We start from the raw sequence: 16,485 nt of genomic DNA, 5'->3' as shown, positions 1-16,485 counted from the left end.
AAGTCCGGTTCCCGAATCATCCACCTATGTCAGGAGAACAAAATGTCTGTTTCCCCCCGCCGCGCCCTGGTCGTCATCGACGTGCAAAACGAATATGTCACCGGCAAGCTGCTCATTGAGCATCCACCCGTGCAGACCTCCCTGTTCAATATCGGGCTCGCAATGGATGCGGCCCGCGCAGCAAGTATTCCCGTTATCGTCGTTCAGCACGATGCGCCCAAGGATGCACCCTTGTTCGCCAAGGGATCCGCCGGCTGGGAACTCCACCCTCTCGTCGCGGAACGCCGCGCGGACCACCGGGTGAACAAAAGCATGGCAAGCGCCTTCACCGGAACTGGCCTGGCTCAATGGCTTGCGGAAAAGGCCATCGACACCCTCGCGGTTGTCGGATACATGACGCACAATTGCTGCGCAGCCACGATCTATCATGCTTCGCATGACGGGTTGAATGTCGAGTTCCTGGCCGATGCGGCCGGCGCGCCATCCTACGAGAATGCCGCGGGCAGCGCCAGCGCCGAGGAAATACATCGAGTATTCAGCACGGTATTTCACTCGAGTTTTGCCGCTGTCACCACCACGGAAAACTGGATCGCGGCAGTGAACGGCGGCCGCGCAATTGAGCGCGACAATATCTACCTGTCGAACCAGCGAACGAAAAGGGCGACGCCGGGTGGCCTATCGGCGCGCCATGCCGTCCATATCTAAGCAATGGTTATTGATCCGTCGAGATTTTTGCGTCCCTGATCAACTGCCCAAAGCGCTTGTAGTCCTTTTCGATCCGGCGCGCCATGTCCGAGGCTGTACCCATGACCGGCACATACCCCATGGCGGTCAGCTTGTTATTGATCTGCGGAGACTCGAGAATCTGGTTGATCTCCCCGTTGATACGCTCTATCGCTTTTTCCGGCGTCCCCGCGGGCGCGGAAAAACCCACCCAGACGGCAATGTCAAAACCTGGAACTCCCGATTCGTCAACGGTAGGCACGTCCGGCAGGCCGATAAAACGTTTTGAAGTGGAGACCGCCAGCATCTTGAGATTTCCGGCCTCGACGTGTTGCCGAACGGGGCCAAGCGAGCTGAATGTTGCATCGACCCTGCCTGCAAGCACATCCGACACGGCCGCAACTTGACCTTTGTATGGAACATGCAGCATGTTCACATGAGCCTTCATCTTGAACAACTCGGCGGCCAAATGTCCCGAAGATCCGTTGCCGGAAGAGCCTATCGTCAATACACCTGGCTTCTTGTCGGCCAGAGCCATGAGTTCCCGCACGTCATTGACAGCCAAGTCTTTCCTTACGACCAGGAATAAAGGTACGTCGGCGACCAGCGCCACATGGCTAAAGGCCTTCAATGGATCGTAAGGCACTTCCTGAAGATGCGGAATAATCGTGAACGGGGGATCCGAGCCGCCTATCAGCGTATAGCCATCGGGCGGCGACGCCGCGCCGGCCCGCGTTCCTATTACCCCCGCCGCCCCGCCGCGGTTCTCCACGACGACCGCCTGGTTCAATGCTGCAGCGAGTTGCTCGCTAACGATGCGAATGGTCGTATCGGCGGCCGCGCCGGGCGAAAATGGCACGATGACGTGCAACTGGCGTGAAGGTTTCCAGGAAGGTTCCCCGATGGCCTGAGTCGCGCCGAACAATAGCAGGGCGTGCAGCAATCCAATCATGAATTTCATAGCTTGTCTCCGTTCTTTCTAGTTGTGATAATGCTTAAAGTCAGATGGCCAAGAGGCCATTGTCCCGGCCGAGCGACGGCGCTTCTTCGAGGCTGCCCGGCCGGTGGCCGTCAATTGTGAATGGCAGGCAAACCGTTGCGCGATGGGTCTTGCAAGAGTGCTTTATGATGCCTTGCTGTTGCACCTGGGGCGAAGCGATCGCCTCCGGAATAGAGTTGTAACTCGAGCAAGGCACACCAGCCTGTTGAAGCAACTGCACCCAATGCTCGCGCGTCCCGGTTTTCAAGATGAGGGATATTTCTGCGATCAGCGTCTCCTTGTTTGTCAAGCGGGCGGCATTAGTGGAGTATTGAGGCATCGCCGCCCATTCGGAGCGGCCCAATATATTGGCCAGGCGAGCAAATTGCGCATCGTTTCCGGCTGCAATCACAAGCGGGCCATCCTGGGTCTCGAAGGCATCGTAGGGGACCAGCAGAGGGTGCCCATTTGCCCGGCGCTGCGGCGTACGCCCCTCGTTCAGATAGCCACTGATGTCCATAGAGATCCATGCCAGAGCTGTGTCGAGCAAAGACAGATTTATTATGGCGCCCTTGCCGCTGCGCGCGCGTTGCTGCAGCGCAGCCATCGCGGAAATGGCGATCCACATCCCCGAGCCCATGTCCACTATGGACGTGCCGGTCCTCAATGGGGGGCCCTCCGGCGTTCCATTGATGCTGGCCAGTCCACTGTATGCCTGGGCCAGAGGTTCGAAACCCGGCAATGGGGAAAGCGGGCCAGAATGCCCAAATGCGGACAGATCACAATAAATCAGGCCCGCGTTCAACGCCGTTAATGTGGGTCCATCGATTTTGTATTGCGCGACAATGCCTGGCCTGAGATTGCTGATGACAATATCGGCGGTCGCGACCAGCTCAAGCAGCGCCGCGCGTCCCGACTCGGACTTGAAGTCCAGCGTCACCGAGCACTTCCCCCGGTTCAGATCGCGAAACAGCAAGGCATCCCCTCCGCCATAAGGCATGCCCATGCGGCGCGCTCCATCGCCGCTGCCTGGCTCTTCGATCTTGATTACCTGCGCCCCCAAGTCCGCGAGTATCATGCCTCCGTAAGGCGCTGAAAGGAATTGCCCCAGCTCGATGACCCGGATGCCTTTCAACCATTCAGCGGTCTGAACCTGCTCATTCATACAATGTCCACCGTCGCTCACAATTTTTTCTCAATGAATATGAAGGGCCATCACAGTCCGGCAGCGGCATATGGCTCATACGCCCTTGAAGACCGGATTACGCTTCTCGGCAAAAGCGCGCCGCCCTTCTTTGACGTCCTCGGTTGTAAGCAAGTGGCGTATCATGGCCTGCTCCATCCTGAGGCCGGTGGCCATATCCACATCGAGGCTTCTTATTGCAAGCTCTTTTGTGGCTTGCACCGCCAGAGGACCGTTGCGGATAATCCGGTATGCATAGTCGCGCGCCTTTTGCATCAACTGCTCCCTCGGCACCACGGCATTTACCAGGCCCCACCGATAAGCCTCCGCGGCCGATATAGCGTCGCCGGTCAATAGCATTTCCATGGCGATGGCATATGGCAATTGGCGTAGCGGCCGCTGCGTGCCGCCGTTAGCAGCCAGCAAGCCCCGTTTGACCTCGGTAATGGCGAACGTTGCCGTATCCACCGATACGCGGATATCGGTTGCAAACATGAGTGTTATGCCCCCGGCAAAGCAGTTGCCGTTGACCGCAGCGATGACCGGTTTCCAGACTTCCAGGCCCCGATTCAGAAGCTGATCCTTTTGAGTGAGAAACATATCCGAAGTGCCACTGAACACAGACTCGAGGTTCTTTAAATCGGCACCGGCAGAAAAGGTCTTTTCGCCCGCGCCCGTGATAATGGCGGCGAGTATCTCAGGATCATCCCGGACACGCATCCAGGCCTGTGACAACAGAGAGTAGTGTTCTCCGTCCATCGCGTTATGCTTTTCTGGACGATTGATCGTGATGGTGCAGATCCCGTCTTCAACTTCCACATCCACAGTCATGTTCTTCCTCGCTGCGCATAATCATTGGAACGCATGAGTATCGTCTGCGCCTGGCGCAAATGAGGCATGTCAAGCATTTGCCCGTCCAATCCGACGACGCCCACTCCCCCCTCTTCGAAGCTTTTTACGACGCGTCGCGCGTGCTCGATTTCTTCGGCGGAGGGGCTAAACAACTCGTTGATGAGGTCCACTTGATCCGGGTGTATGGCCAGCTTGCCGGTGAATCCCGCCTGGCGGGCAAAGACACATTCCTCGCGCAATATGCCGAGATTGCGAAAGTCGGCGCAGATGGTGTCGATGGGACTCACCTCGGCTGCGCTCGAAGTCAGAAGGCAGACGCCGCGCGCATAAGCATACAAGCTCTCAAAAGAGCCATCGGCGCAGCGATTGGTGCTTGCCCCCAGCGCAGCCATCAGGTCGATCGGCCCCCAGGAAAAGCCCGCCAGCCTTGAAGTGACTCCTATGAACGTATGGGCCTCCAGGATCGAGCGCGCGGTCTCGGTCAGCGTGGGAAGAACGCGGATAGTCCCGCAGGCGATACCCGCCTGTGCCTCTAAAGCCGATAGATAGTGGTCGAGCGCCAGCAGATCACTACCTGAACGGACTTTCGGCACCAGGATGCCGTCGGGATTGCCGGCGACAATCGCAGCGAGGTCGGCAAGCGCGCCAGCATCATGGACAGGATTGCAACGCACCCATACTTGCTTGGTCCGGGCCCCAGGCTGACGGGAGTCCAGATACTCTCTGACCATGCGGCGCGCAAGCGGTGCATTGGACGCCGAAACAGAATCTTCCAGATCAAGAATCAGTGCGTCCGCCGAGGTGTCGTCCGCCTTGGCAAGCTTGCGCTGGCTATCGCCAGGAACGAACAAGAATGAACGAATGGGAATTGTCATATTGGAGGCTCGCATGCGCCGTGTTAGCAATACAATTGGTTGATAGCTGAAACCATCCAGGCCTGTTTTTCGCCTTGCGTACAGATGGCCAAGGACTTCATGCTAAGCAAGTATCTAAAAGTTTTTCTTATACATGCGATAGGCGGGGGTTATGGCTTTTACACTCGTTCAGCTCCAACACTTCAGCGCAGTGGCACGTTACGGATCCTTTTCAGCAGCGGCCAGGGCGCTGGGCGTGGCTCAACCGGCGATCAGCCAGTCAGTCGCCGCCTTGGAAGAAGATCTGGGCTTGCGGCTGTTTGACCGCAATTCCCGCAAGTGCACCCCGACCGCCGCCGGCTTGGTCTTTTCCGCGGAAGCGGCTCAGATTGCCGCGACCATTGCGGAAAGCCGAGAAAAGATACGGCGGTTCCAGACCAACAAGCCTGGGCGTATCGTCTTGGGGCTCACGCCGGGGATAAGCAACCTGATCGGTGAACATTTGCTGCGCCATATGCGCCAAACCGCCCCGAATCTGGACGTCATCATTATCGAAGCCTTCATGAGCCGTCTGCGCGGCCTATTGCTCGAAGAGCGCATAGACTGTGCCGTCACCTACGGCATCGATGACGATGACCGAGCGATGCGCACTTGGCTGCTAGGACATGAACCGTTTTGCCTGGTTGGCCTGCCCGGATTGTTTGGGCGCCTCCGGCATGCCGAACCTGTGAGCATCCTGGAAGTCGCAAAATTCCCCCTGTTCTTGAGCACGCTTTCCGACGAAGAAGGCGTCGGCCGTCTGCTTACCGAAACGGCCAAACGGCATGGGGTGGCATTGGATGTACGGCACCAAGTCCAATCCCTCTCCCTGATCAGGCGCCTTTTGCTTCGAAAGTCCCTGGCGACCGTAGTGCCCATAGGGGCGATCATCGACGAAGTGTGCGACGGACAACTACATGTCCGGCATCTGGTCGACACGTCTTTCGTATACAGGGTCCAGTTCGCCCTCGCCATTCATCGCAACCTGGGAGCAATGGAGAAGAGCGTCATGGACGGGATTGTCGCAGTCACCCGAAGCCTGCTGTTTGACTCGGGTATTTGGCGAGATCGTAAGGACGCGGATGTCCATCTCAATGTCGAACGATACTTGGAGAGCGCCATGCGTGATGCGCGAATGGGCAGCCGCGTTTGTGGTGGCTTACCGTAGGCCCAATGCGGCGTCGAGCGAACCGGGCAAAGGCTGCCTTCGGCTGCAGATAAGCGGCAGGAAGATAAGGCTGGCGAGCGCCCACATCACGGCCGCCGAAGCCAGCGTCTGGCTGAGGAAATGCATGCCTTGCAGCATGCGCACGGCGGAAAACAGCCCGCCGGCCAGCAGCCCCACGGCCAGGCCGCTCCAGCGCAATGCGGGAATGCCGCGCGCCCAGCCCGCGAAATAAAGCACCAACAGCGAATAGCCGGCGCCGGCATGGCCGCTGGGCATGGCGCCCCCCGCGAGCGCGAGCGATGAGGCCCAGAACCCCTCCGGCAAGAGGCGTTCCCCGCCATAGCGCAGCAATTCGTGGGGACGGGGAAGAGCGGTAAGCTCCTGCATTTGCGCGATGGTGACCTGGCCCACAAGGCAAGTCAGCAGCATCGCGCACAGAGCGCCGCGCCAGGGCCTGAGCCGGTCCACGCGATAGCTCGCCAGGACGGCCGCCAGCGCCGCCACGGCCATGCCGATGGGCAAGGCCAGCACCGCCTTGTGCCCCAGCACCTCCAGCCAATAGTGGCCGCGCCACGGAAAATGGCGAGTGGCCGGATCATATACCGCCGCGGCGATCTGGAAATCGAGGGCCGACCGGTGCGCCAGCCAGGCCAACAAGGCGAAGACAGCGACCGGCGCGATGACGTGCAGCAGCAAGTAGCGATTGCGATTCATCTTGCGGTTTTCATGGCGGAGGAAGGGGACGACTATGGTCAGGCATCGTCCGCAGGATAACCAGGCGCCCGTGAAATCCGCGTTAAATTTCCCGTCCTGGTGTCGGCTTAGCTTCGATCGAACCCAAGGAGAGGATGAACTCCGCGCCCCGATCCGGCCCCCGCCGGTCCGATTCCACGGCCAGCCCCCAGCCATGGTGATCGCAGATCTGTTTGGCGATGGCCAGGCCCAGGCCGCGCCGGCGATCCTCCTGGCGGGCGTCGGGCGCGTCGCTTCCCGTGTCCCGCCGGCCTGCGCTGTAGTAGCGCTGAAAAATCAGCGGCAATACCTCCGCTGGAATGCCCGGGCCGTTGTCCCGGAACGAGATGGCGTTTGCGCCGCGCAGCGCGACGGTCAAGGTGGCCGGCGCGGCATGTTCGATTGCATTGCGAATCAAGTTTCGCGCCACCATCAGCAAAGCGTAGGGGTCCAATACGGCGACCACTTCGCCGGGAACGTTATTGACCAAAGACAAGCCGCGGCGTTGCGCCTCCATTTCGACGCCCATCCAGGCCTCGTCCAGGCACTGGCGCAGCCCGACCTCCTTTACGCTCATCTCCGAACGATGGGCCAGGTTTTCCGCGGCGGCAATGCTGGTCTGGATGGCATCGACGTGGAGCTGCATGCGATCCACCCGCCTTTTTGCACCGTCCGGCAACTGCGCCTGAAGCGATAGCATCTCGGCATCGGTGCGCAAGGCGGCAAGCGCCGTCCGGATTTCGTGCGACAGGTTAGAGGCGAACTCCCTTTCGAAGGCCATGGATTCCTCGACCTTCGCCTGTACGCGATTGAAGGCCTCGATGAGGCGGCCGGCCTCATCGTCGCGCCGGACCTGGAGGTCGGGCGCGCCGGGCGCCCAACTGGACAGGCGATCGGCTAGGTCCACCATGGGGCCCACCGCAAGTTTCGCCAGCCACCGGGCGAGAGCATACGCAGCGGCCACGCTCAGCATTCCCAGCGCCAGGACGATCAAGCCAAACGCCACCACGCGCCGTTCGTTTCCCGTCGCGTCATACAGGATATAAAGAGGGCCGCGGACGGATTCCGCCACCAGGACATGCCATGTCATCCCGTCCGGCTCCAGCAAATGCATGCCCCGCGGCAGTGTCTGCAGCGCGGCCGGCAGACTGCGGCGTTCCTGGTCGTTCGTTATGAGCCAGGATTGCATCAGAGGGCCTAAATCAGTCTCATGGTTGGTCCCGACAAAGTCCCGTCCCTCTTCGATGCCGGCCAGCAAGTCCGTCGCCTCGGTGGCGAGTATCGAATTGACCAATTCGTCTTCCATATGATCGAAGGTCAGGTAGGCCACCGTGCAAAGCAATATGGCGAAAACGGCGACCAATCCGGTCAGCGCCCAGGTGACGCGCTCCGTCAGCGATCGCCTGCCGCGCACGGAAGGTCCCGGTGGAATATGGCCGGACTGGTTCATGGCTGCCGCGCGGAAGCGACCAGTTTCCAGCCCAGGCCGGGCACAGTCTGGATGCCATCGAAGTTTCTTTGCAGCAGCGCTTTTCTGAGCAAATGGATCTGGCTGCGCAAGGCCTCGGGAGAAGGAGAGCCATCCGCCCACAGGGCCAGCTCCAGCGTGCGCCGGGATACCAGCTCCGCCGGATGCCGCATGAACACCTCCAGAATGGCGCGCGATTTGTGCGTCAAATGCAGCGGCTGTCCGTACAGCGTGACGCTTGCCGAGCCGATGTCGTACTCGATTCCCGCGAATTCCAAGGTCTCATCCTTCGACGCGCCGCGCGCGCGGCCCAGCAGCACGCGCAGACGCGCCTCGAGTTCCTCCAGCGCAAAAGGCTTGACCAGATAATCCTGCGCGCCCAGGGAAAACGCGGCGAGTTTATCCTCCAATTGGCTGCGGGCAGTGAGCATGAGTACGGGTATCGTCTGCTTGCGGCGCTGCAGCGCCTGCAGGACGGCGTAGCCGTCCATGCCGGGAAGCCCGATGTCGAGAACCATGGCATCGAAGTGCTGATCGCCGAGCAAGGCTACGGCGGCATGGCCGCCGTATGCCGCGTCGGGCAGAAAGCCCTTCAGCTCCAAAAAGGCGTACAGATTCTCGGCGATCGTAAGGTCATTTTCGACAATCAGAATTCTGGCTGGCGCGGCGGCCATGCAGGACGGCTCCTTCATATTCGTAAGGCGGCATAGCGCCAGGCCATCATACGACAAGCGCCGGTCGGCGGCCTGTTTGAATATCATTGCATGGAATGCCAATCTCATCAAAAGCATAACCCAGATTGCGGGGGCGACATAGCTCTCAAGCCGCCGCATCCTCCAGTATCATGTCCGCCCCCTTTTCCGCCACCATCATCACCGCCCCCTGGGTATTGCCGGAAACCATCCTGGGCATTACCGAGGCGTCCACGATGCGCAGCCCGTCGATGCCCTGGACCCGCAGGCGCAGGTCCGTCACCGCGTCCTCATCGGCGCCCATGCGGCAGGTGCCTATGGGGTGATAAATGGTCTGGCCGTTCCTGCGGGCGAAGTCCAGCCATTCATCAAAAGAGCCGGTATCCTCGCCGGGGCTCATCTCGTAGTCCACGTAGCGCTGCATGCTGGGCTGGCCGACAATGCGGCGGGCGATCTGCATGCCCCTGACCAGACACTCCTGGTCGACCCGCGCCCGCAGAAAGTGGGGGCATATGGCCGGCCCCGCATAGGGGTCGCCGGATTTGATATGTATGGTTCCGGTCGATTCCGGGCGCAGCTGCGCCACGCCTATCGTCATGCCGGGCTGCTTGTCCAGGATGCGCTCGGCGGCATTCGCATAGCTGGCATGGACGAAGAAATACTGCACGTCCGGGGCCGGCAGGCTGGGCGAAGTCTTGACAAAGCCATGCACCAGGCCCGTGCCCAGGGTCAGAATGCCTTTGTGCGCCGCATAGTAGCTGGCCACCTGCCTGGCCAGGCGCCAGCCGCGCGACATCTCGTTGAGCGTGACGGCATTCTTGACCCGCCAGTTCATGCGCGTGGCGAAATGATCGATATAGTTTTCCCCGACATTGGCGCGAGCGTGCAGGACTGGAATGCCTAGCGGCCGCAGAACCTCCGGCCTGCCGACGCCGGACAGCTCCAGGACTTGCGGCGACTGGATGGCGCCCATGCACAGAATGGTTTCCCTGCCCGCCCTGACGGTGAACTCCCGGCCGTTCTTGCGATAAACCAGCCCGGCGCAGCGCTTGCCTTCGAAAAGCAGTCTTGTAATATGGGCGCGCGTTTCGACCGTCAAGTTGGAGCGGCGCCGCGCCGGCGCAAGGTAGCCGTCCACGACGCTCCAGCGCCTGCCGCCTTTCTGCAGGACCTGGTAGTAGCCGAAGCCTTCCTGCTCTTTGCCGTTGTAGTCCGGGTTCAAGGGCTGGCCGTCCTCGGCCGCCGCGGCCATGAATGCGTCGGACACCGGAAAACGCTCGCCCACCTGCTCCAGGTACATGGGGCCGTTTTTTCCGCGGCTGGCATCGCCCAGGGCGTAGTTCTCTATTTTGCGGAAGTATTTCTCGATATCCCTGAACCCCCAGCCTTGCGCGCCGCCGGCTTCCCAAGCGTCGTAATCCTGCGGCTGGCCGCGCACATAAATCATGCCATTGATCAAGGACGAGCCGCCCACGCCCTTGCCGCGCGGCACGGATATGGTGCGCCCATAAAGGTTGTCATCCGCTTCGGTCTGGAAGCGCCAGTTGAACCGGGGATTGGTCAGCAGCTTGCTGAAGCCGGCGGGAATCGAAATCCACATGTTCTGGCGCTCGTCGCCCGCCTCTATCATCAGGACCCGGTATTTGCCATTTTCGGTCAACCTGTTGGCCAGTATGCAACCGGCCGTGCCGCCGCCGGCGATAATGAAGTCATAGTTTGTCATCGCACCATCCGGAATCTCTGTGTGCCTTGCCGCCGGCGGCGGCTATTTCGCGCCAACGCCCAGGAATTCGGCCATCAATTCAATCTGGCAGGCCAGCATGGGCGCGCCATACTGCACCTTGCAGCCGCGCTGCCGTGCCGCCTGCAGCAATGCCGTATTCTCGGGCTGCATGATCACTTCGCACACCAGTTGCGTCGCCTCCAGCCTGGATACATCCATGGGCAAAGGGTCCCCTTCTTTCATGCCCAGCGAAGTGGCATTGACGACCACCTCGTGCCCGGAAGGGTCCGGCGTGCCGATATGAATCCGCGCCTGCGGGAACAAGTCGAGTATCCGCGCCTTGAGGTCTTCGGCCTTGGCCGCCGTCCGGTTGGCGATCGTCAGGCTGGCCACGCCGGCCTGCACCAGCGCAAAGCCGATCGCGTTGGCCGCCCCGCCAGCGCCCGCCAGATACGCCGTCTTGCCCGCCAGTTCATTGCCGGTGGAGCGCAGCCCGCGCACGAAGCCCTCGCCATCGAGCATGTGCGCCGTCAGCCTGCCGTCGGGCTCGCGGCGCAGCACGTTGGCCGCGCCTATCTTGCGCGCCACATCGGACGCCTCGTCGCACAGGTCCATGACCGCCGTCTTGTGCGGCACCGTAACGATCAGCCCGCCCAGGTTCCGCAGATTGCGCAGGCCCGCCAGCGTCGAGGCAAGTTCATCGGCGCGCACATGCAGGGGCACCAATACGCCGTCGTAGCCTATCCTGGCGAAATGCTCGTTCATCCGCTGCGGGGTCTTCACATGATGGATGGGGTCGGCCAGTATCCCGAACAGCTTTGTGGCACCCGTGATTTCTTTCATTTCCTACGCTTCCCTTTATGATTTATCGCTTCATCTGTTCCAGCGCCACCTGCCTGATGCCGGCCGCGTCCAGGCGGTAATGCGCATACAGCGCGGTCGGCGGAGCGATCAGGCTGTATTCATCGTAGATGCCGTGGCGGTACAAGCGGGTTGCGGCGCCCGCGTCGGCCAGCACTTCCGCCACCGCCGAACCCAGGCCGCCCATGACATTATGTTCTTCGGCCGTCATGACGAGCGTCGACCTGGCGGCCTCCAGCACCGCGGCGCGATCCAGGGGCTTGATGGTGGGCATGTCGATGACGCCGACGGAATACCCTTCTTCGAGCAGTTGCCGCGCCGCGTTCAGCGCCGGCTCGACCGTCATGCCGCAGCAGATGATCGTCAGGTCGCTGCCTTTGGAATGCACGATGGCTTTGCCGAACTCGAAGCGATGGCCTTTTTCGTAGACATCCGGATCGCGCCCGCGGCCAATGCGGAAATAAATCGGCTCCGGCCAGTCCACCGAAGCCTTGATGGCGCTGGCCAGCTGGTGGCCGTCGGCCGGCGAGACGACGGTCAGGCCGGCAATCGCACGCGTGGTCGAGATGTCCTCCGTCGCATGATGCGATGTGCCGTAAAAGCCCAGGCTGATGCCCGTATGATGGCCTATCAGCCGCACCGGCAGCCTGGTATAGGCGATATCCATGCGGATCTGCTCGCAGCACAGCAGGCCCAGGAAAGAAGCGAAGGTCGCCACGAAAGGCATGCAGCCGGTGGTGGCCAGGCCGGCCGCCGCCGATACCATGTTCTGCTCGGAAATGCCGAACTGGATATAGCGGTCGGGATAGGCCGCCGCGTAGCGGTTCAGCCCGTTGGAGTATTGCAAATCCGCCGAACCGGCAACCACGGGGTGCCCCGCCTGCGTCAGCTCTATCAGCGCGTCCGACAGGAAATCCAGACCCGGGTTGACGCTGTTCAAAGCGCGATACTGCCAGGAATCAGGGGAAAAGGCTTGTGTCATTGTTCAGATCTCCCGCGACATGATTTCTTCGATGGCGACCCTGGCGTCGCTGGGCGCCAGGTAGCCCAGATGCCAGCCCGGCTCGGTTTCCATGAAAGACACGCCCTTGCCCTTGACCGTCTTGGCAATGACGCAGGCCGGCTTGCTTCGGGCCGCGTCAGCCTTGAGGCGGCGCAGCAGCCAGGTCAAGTCATGCAGATTGTGGCCGTCGACCTCATGGACCTCCCAGCCGAAGGCGGCCCATTTATCCCGCAGGGACTCGACCCCCATCACATCATCGACCTTGCCATCCAATTGGTAGCCGTTGCGGTCTATGATCGCCACCACCCTGGATAATTTATTGTGGGCGGCAAACAGCGCCGCTTCCCATACCTGGCCTTCCTGCATCTCGCCGTCGCCCAGCATGACGAACACGTTGAACGCCAGCTTTTGCATCCTGCCGCCCAGGGCCATGCCGATGCCGTTGGACAAGGCATGGCCTATCGATCCGGAACTGAAGTCGACGCCGGGCACTTTGGTCATATCGGGATGGTCGCCCAGCGGACTGCCCAGGCGGGTATAGCCGTCCAGCAGTTCCCTGGGGATGAAGCCGCGATCCGCCAGGATGGGAAACAGGCCCACCGCCGCATGGCCCTTGCCCATCAGAAACCGGTCGCGGCCGGCCCAGGAAGCTTGGCCCTGGCGCAGGTTCATGACGTCGTAGTACAGGGAGGCGAAGATTTCGGCGCAGGAAAACACCGAGCTGTAGTGGCCGACTTTGGCGATCTCTATCAGGCGTATGGTTTCCAAACGTATGAAACGCGCTTTTTCCCGCAACATCTGGATTTGCCCCGCGGTGGGGGCGGATGGCTCATGCAGCATGGTTTTCTTCCTTATCTGGCCATTATATATGATATATAATAGCGCATAATCTCTGGCAAATTACCTGACTCAAGCTAGAATCTGGTCACTTTCACTTCCTGCGCCGCGGCTCCAACATGTCCAGCCTGAAACCGATAAAAAAAGAAAATCTGTCCATCAGGGTTTATCACGAGATCCGCGATGCGCTGATCAATGGCCAATACGAACCCGGCGAGCGTCTGATCATCGGCGAGCTGGCCAGGGAAATGGGGGTTTCCATCACGCCGGTGCGCGAGGCCATTTTCCGCCTGGTCAGCGAGCAAGGGCTGGAAATCCAGGCGGCCACGGCCGTCTATGTGCCTTACGTCAATTCGGAAAAATACTGGGAAATCCAGCAGATCCGCTTCCATCTCGAAGGCATGGGCGCCGCCGAGGCCGCCAAGAAGATCACCAAAAAAGAACTCGAAAGCCTGACGGAACTGCAAAAGGAATTCGTGGCCCACACGGCCACCGATCCCAAGCGCGCCAGCTACCTGAACCGGAAATTCCATTTCGCCATTCTTGAAGCCAGCCGCATGCCCGTGCTGATCAACACCGTGCAGGCGCTTTGGATCATCACGGGCCCCATTCTGAAGACCTTCCACGTCAAGACCGCCGGCCTGGACTACTCGGACGGCCAGCACCGGCACGAAGCCGTACTGGCCGCCCTGCGCCAGCATGACTCCGAAGCCGCCACCCGGGCGATCCAGGACGACCTGCAATGGGGCGGGAAAATCATGTTCGACTGGCTGGTCGAACGCGAGCAAGAGCAGGCAGCGCCTGCGGCGCATTATCAATAAGGAAACGCCATGCTGAAGATTTTCGGCGCCCCCAACCGCTATATCCAGGGCCCAGGCGCGATCGACACCCTGGGCGCGTCGGCCGCCCTGTTCGGCAGCCATGCCGTACTGGTCGTGGACGGCTATGTCCATCAAATGCTGGGAAAAAGGCTGGCCGCCATTTGCGCGGCGCAGCAAGTGCGGCTGCATAGCCTGATACTGGAGGGCGACCTGACGCCGGCGGCCATTGCGCGCTTGCGCGCGCAAGCCGGCAAGCTTGCGCCGCCGCTGGTCATCGCCGTGGGCGGCGGCAAGGCGATCGATGCGGGCAAAGCCGTATCCAAAGCCTCGCACTGCCACTTGATCACCGTCCCCACCGTGGCCTCGAACGACGCGCCCACCAGCAAAAACTATGTGCTTTACGATGAAAACCACAATCTGCTGGCCGTCGAGCACATGCTGTTCAACCCGACGATGGTGATCGTCGATACCGCCTTGATCGCCACGGCGCCGGCCCATTTCTTCCGGGCCGGGCTGGGCGATGCGATTTCAAAAAAATTCGAAGCCGAACAATGTTTCCGCAATCAGGGCAGGAATATGTTCGACGCCTCGTCGACCCTGACCGCGCAACTGATTGCCGACGGTTGCTTCCAGACCCTACTGCGCGAAGGCGAAGAGGCGCTGGCGGCCGCCGGCAGCGGGGCGCCCACGCCGGCCTTCGAACGCGTCGTCGAAGCCATGATCCTGATGAGCGGCCTGGGCTTCGAAAGCGGCGGCCTGTCCATCGCCCACGCCTTGACGCGCGGCCTGCCCTGCATTGCCGGCGCGGGGCCTTCCTTGCATGGCCTGCAGGTGGCCTTGGGCCTGCTCGTTCAACTGGACCTGGAAAACCGCCAGGACGACATGCATGCCAGGCTCAAGCTATGGTACAAAAAAATCGGCTTGCCCGCCAGCCTGCGCGAGCTGGGCGCCAGCGCCATCAACGAAGAAGAAATCCAGCGCGCGGCAACGCTCACCTTGAACGCGCGCCATGCCGGCAATTTCGATTACACGCTGACCGTGGACGCATTGAGCGCGGCACTGCTGCGGCACGCGCAATAAAGCCGCTGGCGCCGCCCCGCCATTCCCTTCATCCGCGGCATCGCCTTGGATTCGGGCGGCCCGGCGCCGGAAAGCAGCTTCTTTTCGTCCTCTAGGGAAAACCCCTGATTCACAATCGAACCCGGGCAATTAGAATAAAAAGCAGGTCAACTTGGTTTTTTTTAAAATATATCATATATGACTCACCGCTCATAAGGCGGCATTCCGCCTTTATCAGCACACACTAAAACAACAGGAGCGCATACATGTTCAAACTCAGGAAAGTAGTTTTGGCCGTCGCGGCTTGCGGCGTACTGGCGACCGGCGCCGCCTCTGCCGCAGTAAAGGTCGGGGCGCTATTTCCATTCAGCGGCGCCCTGGCGCTGCTGGGCCAGGAAAGCTATCGCGGGATGGAAGTCGCCATCAACGAAATCAATGCCGCGGGCGGCCTCAATGGCGAGCAGATCCAGATCCTCAAAGCCGACGCCGTCGATCCGGCCCAGGCCGTATCCGAAACAAAACGCCTGCTCTCCGATGGCGTGATCGGCGTATTCGGCAGCTATGCCTCGGGCATATCCTATGCGGCCTCGCCTGTCGCGGAGCTGGCCGGCGTGCCCTATTTCGAGATGGGCGCAACCGCGCACAAAATAACGACCCGGGGCTATAAATACCTGTTCCGCAGCAATCCCAATACCGCCCTCTACGGCGTCGCGGTGGTCAACGCGCTGCACGATACCGTCGCCCCCGGCATGGGGCTGGATCCGAAAAACATCAAGATCGGCATCATCCACGAAGACGGGCCTTACGGCACCGATGTGGCGGCCACAGAGAAAAAGCGCGCCCAGGAGCTGGGCTACACGGTCGCCGAGGTTCTGCCCTATTCCGCAAAAGCGGTCGATCTGTCGTCCCTGATACTGCGGCTCAAGGGGGCCGGCGTCAACGTCGTGCTGCAGACCGCCTATCAGAACGACGCCATCCTGTTCTTCAGGCAAGCCAAATCCGCGGGCTTCAAACCTGAAGTCATCATCGGCGCGGGCGGCGGCTATTCCCTGGCCGATACCGCCAAGGCGGTCGGCGCGGACATGAATGGCGTGTTCGACCTGGACTTCCCGCAAGCCTCCATCAACCCCGCCGGAGCGCCTGGCCTGGACAAATTCCTGCAGGATTACAAGGCCGCCTATAAAAGCGACCCGCAATCCGGGCACAGCCTGACCAACTATGTCGGCACCAAGGCCTTCTTCGAAATCCTGGCCAACGCCAAATCCACCGACAAGGACAAAATCCGCGAGGCGGTGCTGGCCTATAAAAAGCCCGCCGGCCAGACGGCCAATGGCTGGGGCTTCCAGTTCGGCGAAGACGGCCAGAACGACGCCGCGACGTTCTACGTCATGCAATGGCAGGACGGCAAGCTGGTCACGATCGGCCCCAAAGACCTGGCGCTGGGCCAGCCCATCTTCAAGAAATAAACACAAGGCCGGGCAGAAAGTCCGG

The 16,485-nt window shown here is 60.8% G+C and carries 16 protein-coding genes; 5 read left to right on the top strand and 11 right to left on the bottom strand.

What is annotated here, in order from left to right:
• The first annotated feature begins 42 nt into the window (after positions 1-42).
• Complete coding sequence (locus tag BUB23_RS06150) at positions 43-705, top strand: cysteine hydrolase family protein (RefSeq protein WP_073102238.1); 663 nt, start codon at positions 43-45, stop codon at positions 703-705.
• Positions 706-712: 7 nt separating this feature from the next.
• Here the strand turns inward: BUB23_RS06150 and BUB23_RS06145 are convergent, their stop codons facing one another.
• The 4 genes from BUB23_RS06145 to BUB23_RS06130 are packed head-to-tail and all read right to left on the bottom strand — an operon-like array spanning position 713 to position 4,612.
• The gene (locus BUB23_RS06145; RefSeq protein WP_178372278.1) at positions 713-1,666 is read right to left on the bottom strand and encodes a Bug family tripartite tricarboxylate transporter substrate binding protein; all 954 of its coding nucleotides are present in this window, start codon (positions 1,664-1,666) and stop codon (positions 713-715) included.
• A 58-nt stretch (positions 1,667-1,724) separates the two neighbouring features.
• Positions 1,725-2,888, bottom strand: a complete 1,164-nt coding sequence (locus tag BUB23_RS06140) for a CaiB/BaiF CoA transferase family protein (protein ID WP_143160902.1) — start codon at positions 2,886-2,888, stop codon at positions 1,725-1,727.
• Positions 2,889-2,942: 54 nt separating this feature from the next.
• On the bottom strand, positions 2,943-3,716 hold the full coding sequence (locus BUB23_RS06135; protein ID WP_073102235.1) for an enoyl-CoA hydratase/isomerase family protein: 774 nt from the start codon (positions 3,714-3,716) through the stop codon (positions 2,943-2,945).
• Positions 3,713-4,612, bottom strand: coding sequence for an HpcH/HpaI aldolase/citrate lyase family protein (locus tag BUB23_RS06130; RefSeq protein ID WP_073102234.1), 900 nt, complete (start codon positions 4,610-4,612; stop codon positions 3,713-3,715). Before BUB23_RS06130 ends, BUB23_RS06135 begins: the two co-directional genes overlap by 4 nt.
• A 151-nt stretch (positions 4,613-4,763) precedes the next feature.
• Here BUB23_RS06130 and BUB23_RS06125 point away from each other — a divergent pair, with 151 nt between their 5' ends.
• Positions 4,764-5,798 carry a LysR family transcriptional regulator gene (locus BUB23_RS06125; protein WP_073102233.1) on the top strand — a complete coding sequence of 345 codons (1,035 nt, stop codon included), beginning with the start codon at positions 4,764-4,766 and terminating at the stop codon, positions 5,796-5,798.
• Here the strand turns inward: BUB23_RS06125 and BUB23_RS06120 are convergent.
• The 7 genes from BUB23_RS06120 to BUB23_RS06090 all read right to left on the bottom strand — a co-directional run bounded on the left by BUB23_RS06120 (position 5,790) and on the right by BUB23_RS06090 (position 13,117).
• The gene (locus BUB23_RS06120; RefSeq protein ID WP_073102232.1) at positions 5,790-6,512 is read right to left on the bottom strand and encodes a phosphatase PAP2 family protein; all 723 of its coding nucleotides are present in this window, start codon (positions 6,510-6,512) and stop codon (positions 5,790-5,792) included. The two genes, BUB23_RS06125 and BUB23_RS06120, sit on opposite strands and share 9 nt — an antisense overlap.
• Before the next feature lie 82 nt (positions 6,513-6,594).
• Positions 6,595-7,980, bottom strand: a complete 1,386-nt coding sequence (locus BUB23_RS06115) for a sensor histidine kinase (RefSeq protein WP_073102231.1) — start codon at positions 7,978-7,980, stop codon at positions 6,595-6,597.
• On the bottom strand, positions 7,977-8,672 hold the full coding sequence (locus BUB23_RS06110) for a response regulator transcription factor (RefSeq protein WP_073102651.1): 696 nt from the start codon (positions 8,670-8,672) through the stop codon (positions 7,977-7,979). Before BUB23_RS06110 ends, BUB23_RS06115 begins: the two co-directional genes overlap by 4 nt.
• Positions 8,673-8,817: 145 nt before the next feature.
• The gene (locus tag BUB23_RS06105; RefSeq protein WP_073102230.1) at positions 8,818-10,413 is read right to left on the bottom strand and encodes a GMC family oxidoreductase; all 1,596 of its coding nucleotides are present in this window, start codon (positions 10,411-10,413) and stop codon (positions 8,818-8,820) included.
• A gap of 42 nt (positions 10,414-10,455) precedes the next feature.
• On the bottom strand, positions 10,456-11,256 hold the full coding sequence (locus BUB23_RS06100; protein ID WP_073102229.1) for a shikimate dehydrogenase family protein: 801 nt from the start codon (positions 11,254-11,256) through the stop codon (positions 10,456-10,458).
• Positions 11,257-11,278: 22 nt separating this feature from the next.
• Positions 11,279-12,256 (bottom strand): transketolase family protein, encoded by a 978-nt coding sequence (locus BUB23_RS06095; RefSeq protein WP_073102228.1) that lies wholly within the window; start codon positions 12,254-12,256, stop codon positions 11,279-11,281.
• Between the two features lie 3 nt (positions 12,257-12,259).
• Positions 12,260-13,117: a transketolase gene (locus BUB23_RS06090; protein WP_073102227.1), complete on the bottom strand. Its 858-nt coding sequence runs from the start codon at positions 13,115-13,117 to the stop codon at positions 12,260-12,262.
• 116 nt (positions 13,118-13,233) lie between these two features.
• Between BUB23_RS06090 and BUB23_RS06085 the strand changes: the two genes are divergently transcribed.
• From BUB23_RS06085 to BUB23_RS06075, 3 genes are all read left to right on the top strand, one after another.
• Positions 13,234-13,935 (top strand): GntR family transcriptional regulator, encoded by a 702-nt coding sequence (locus tag BUB23_RS06085; RefSeq protein WP_073102226.1) that lies wholly within the window; start codon positions 13,234-13,236, stop codon positions 13,933-13,935.
• A gap of 9 nt (positions 13,936-13,944) precedes the next feature.
• A complete protein-coding gene (locus BUB23_RS06080; RefSeq protein WP_073102225.1) occupies positions 13,945-15,015 on the top strand; it encodes a glycerol dehydrogenase in 1,071 nt (356 codons plus the stop codon).
• Positions 15,016-15,260: 245 nt separating this feature from the next.
• Complete coding sequence (locus BUB23_RS06075) at positions 15,261-16,460, top strand: ABC transporter substrate-binding protein (protein ID WP_073102224.1); 1,200 nt, start codon at positions 15,261-15,263, stop codon at positions 16,458-16,460.
• Positions 16,461-16,485 lie beyond the last annotated feature (25 nt).

The sequence above is a fragment of the Pollutimonas bauzanensis genome (genome assembly GCF_900129885.1).
In the GTDB taxonomy this organism is placed as follows: Bacteria; Pseudomonadota; Gammaproteobacteria; order Burkholderiales; family Burkholderiaceae_B; genus Pollutimonas; species Pollutimonas bauzanensis.
The sequence above is the reverse complement of the archived record's forward strand: the minus strand, read 5'-3'. Positions and strand labels throughout refer to the sequence as shown.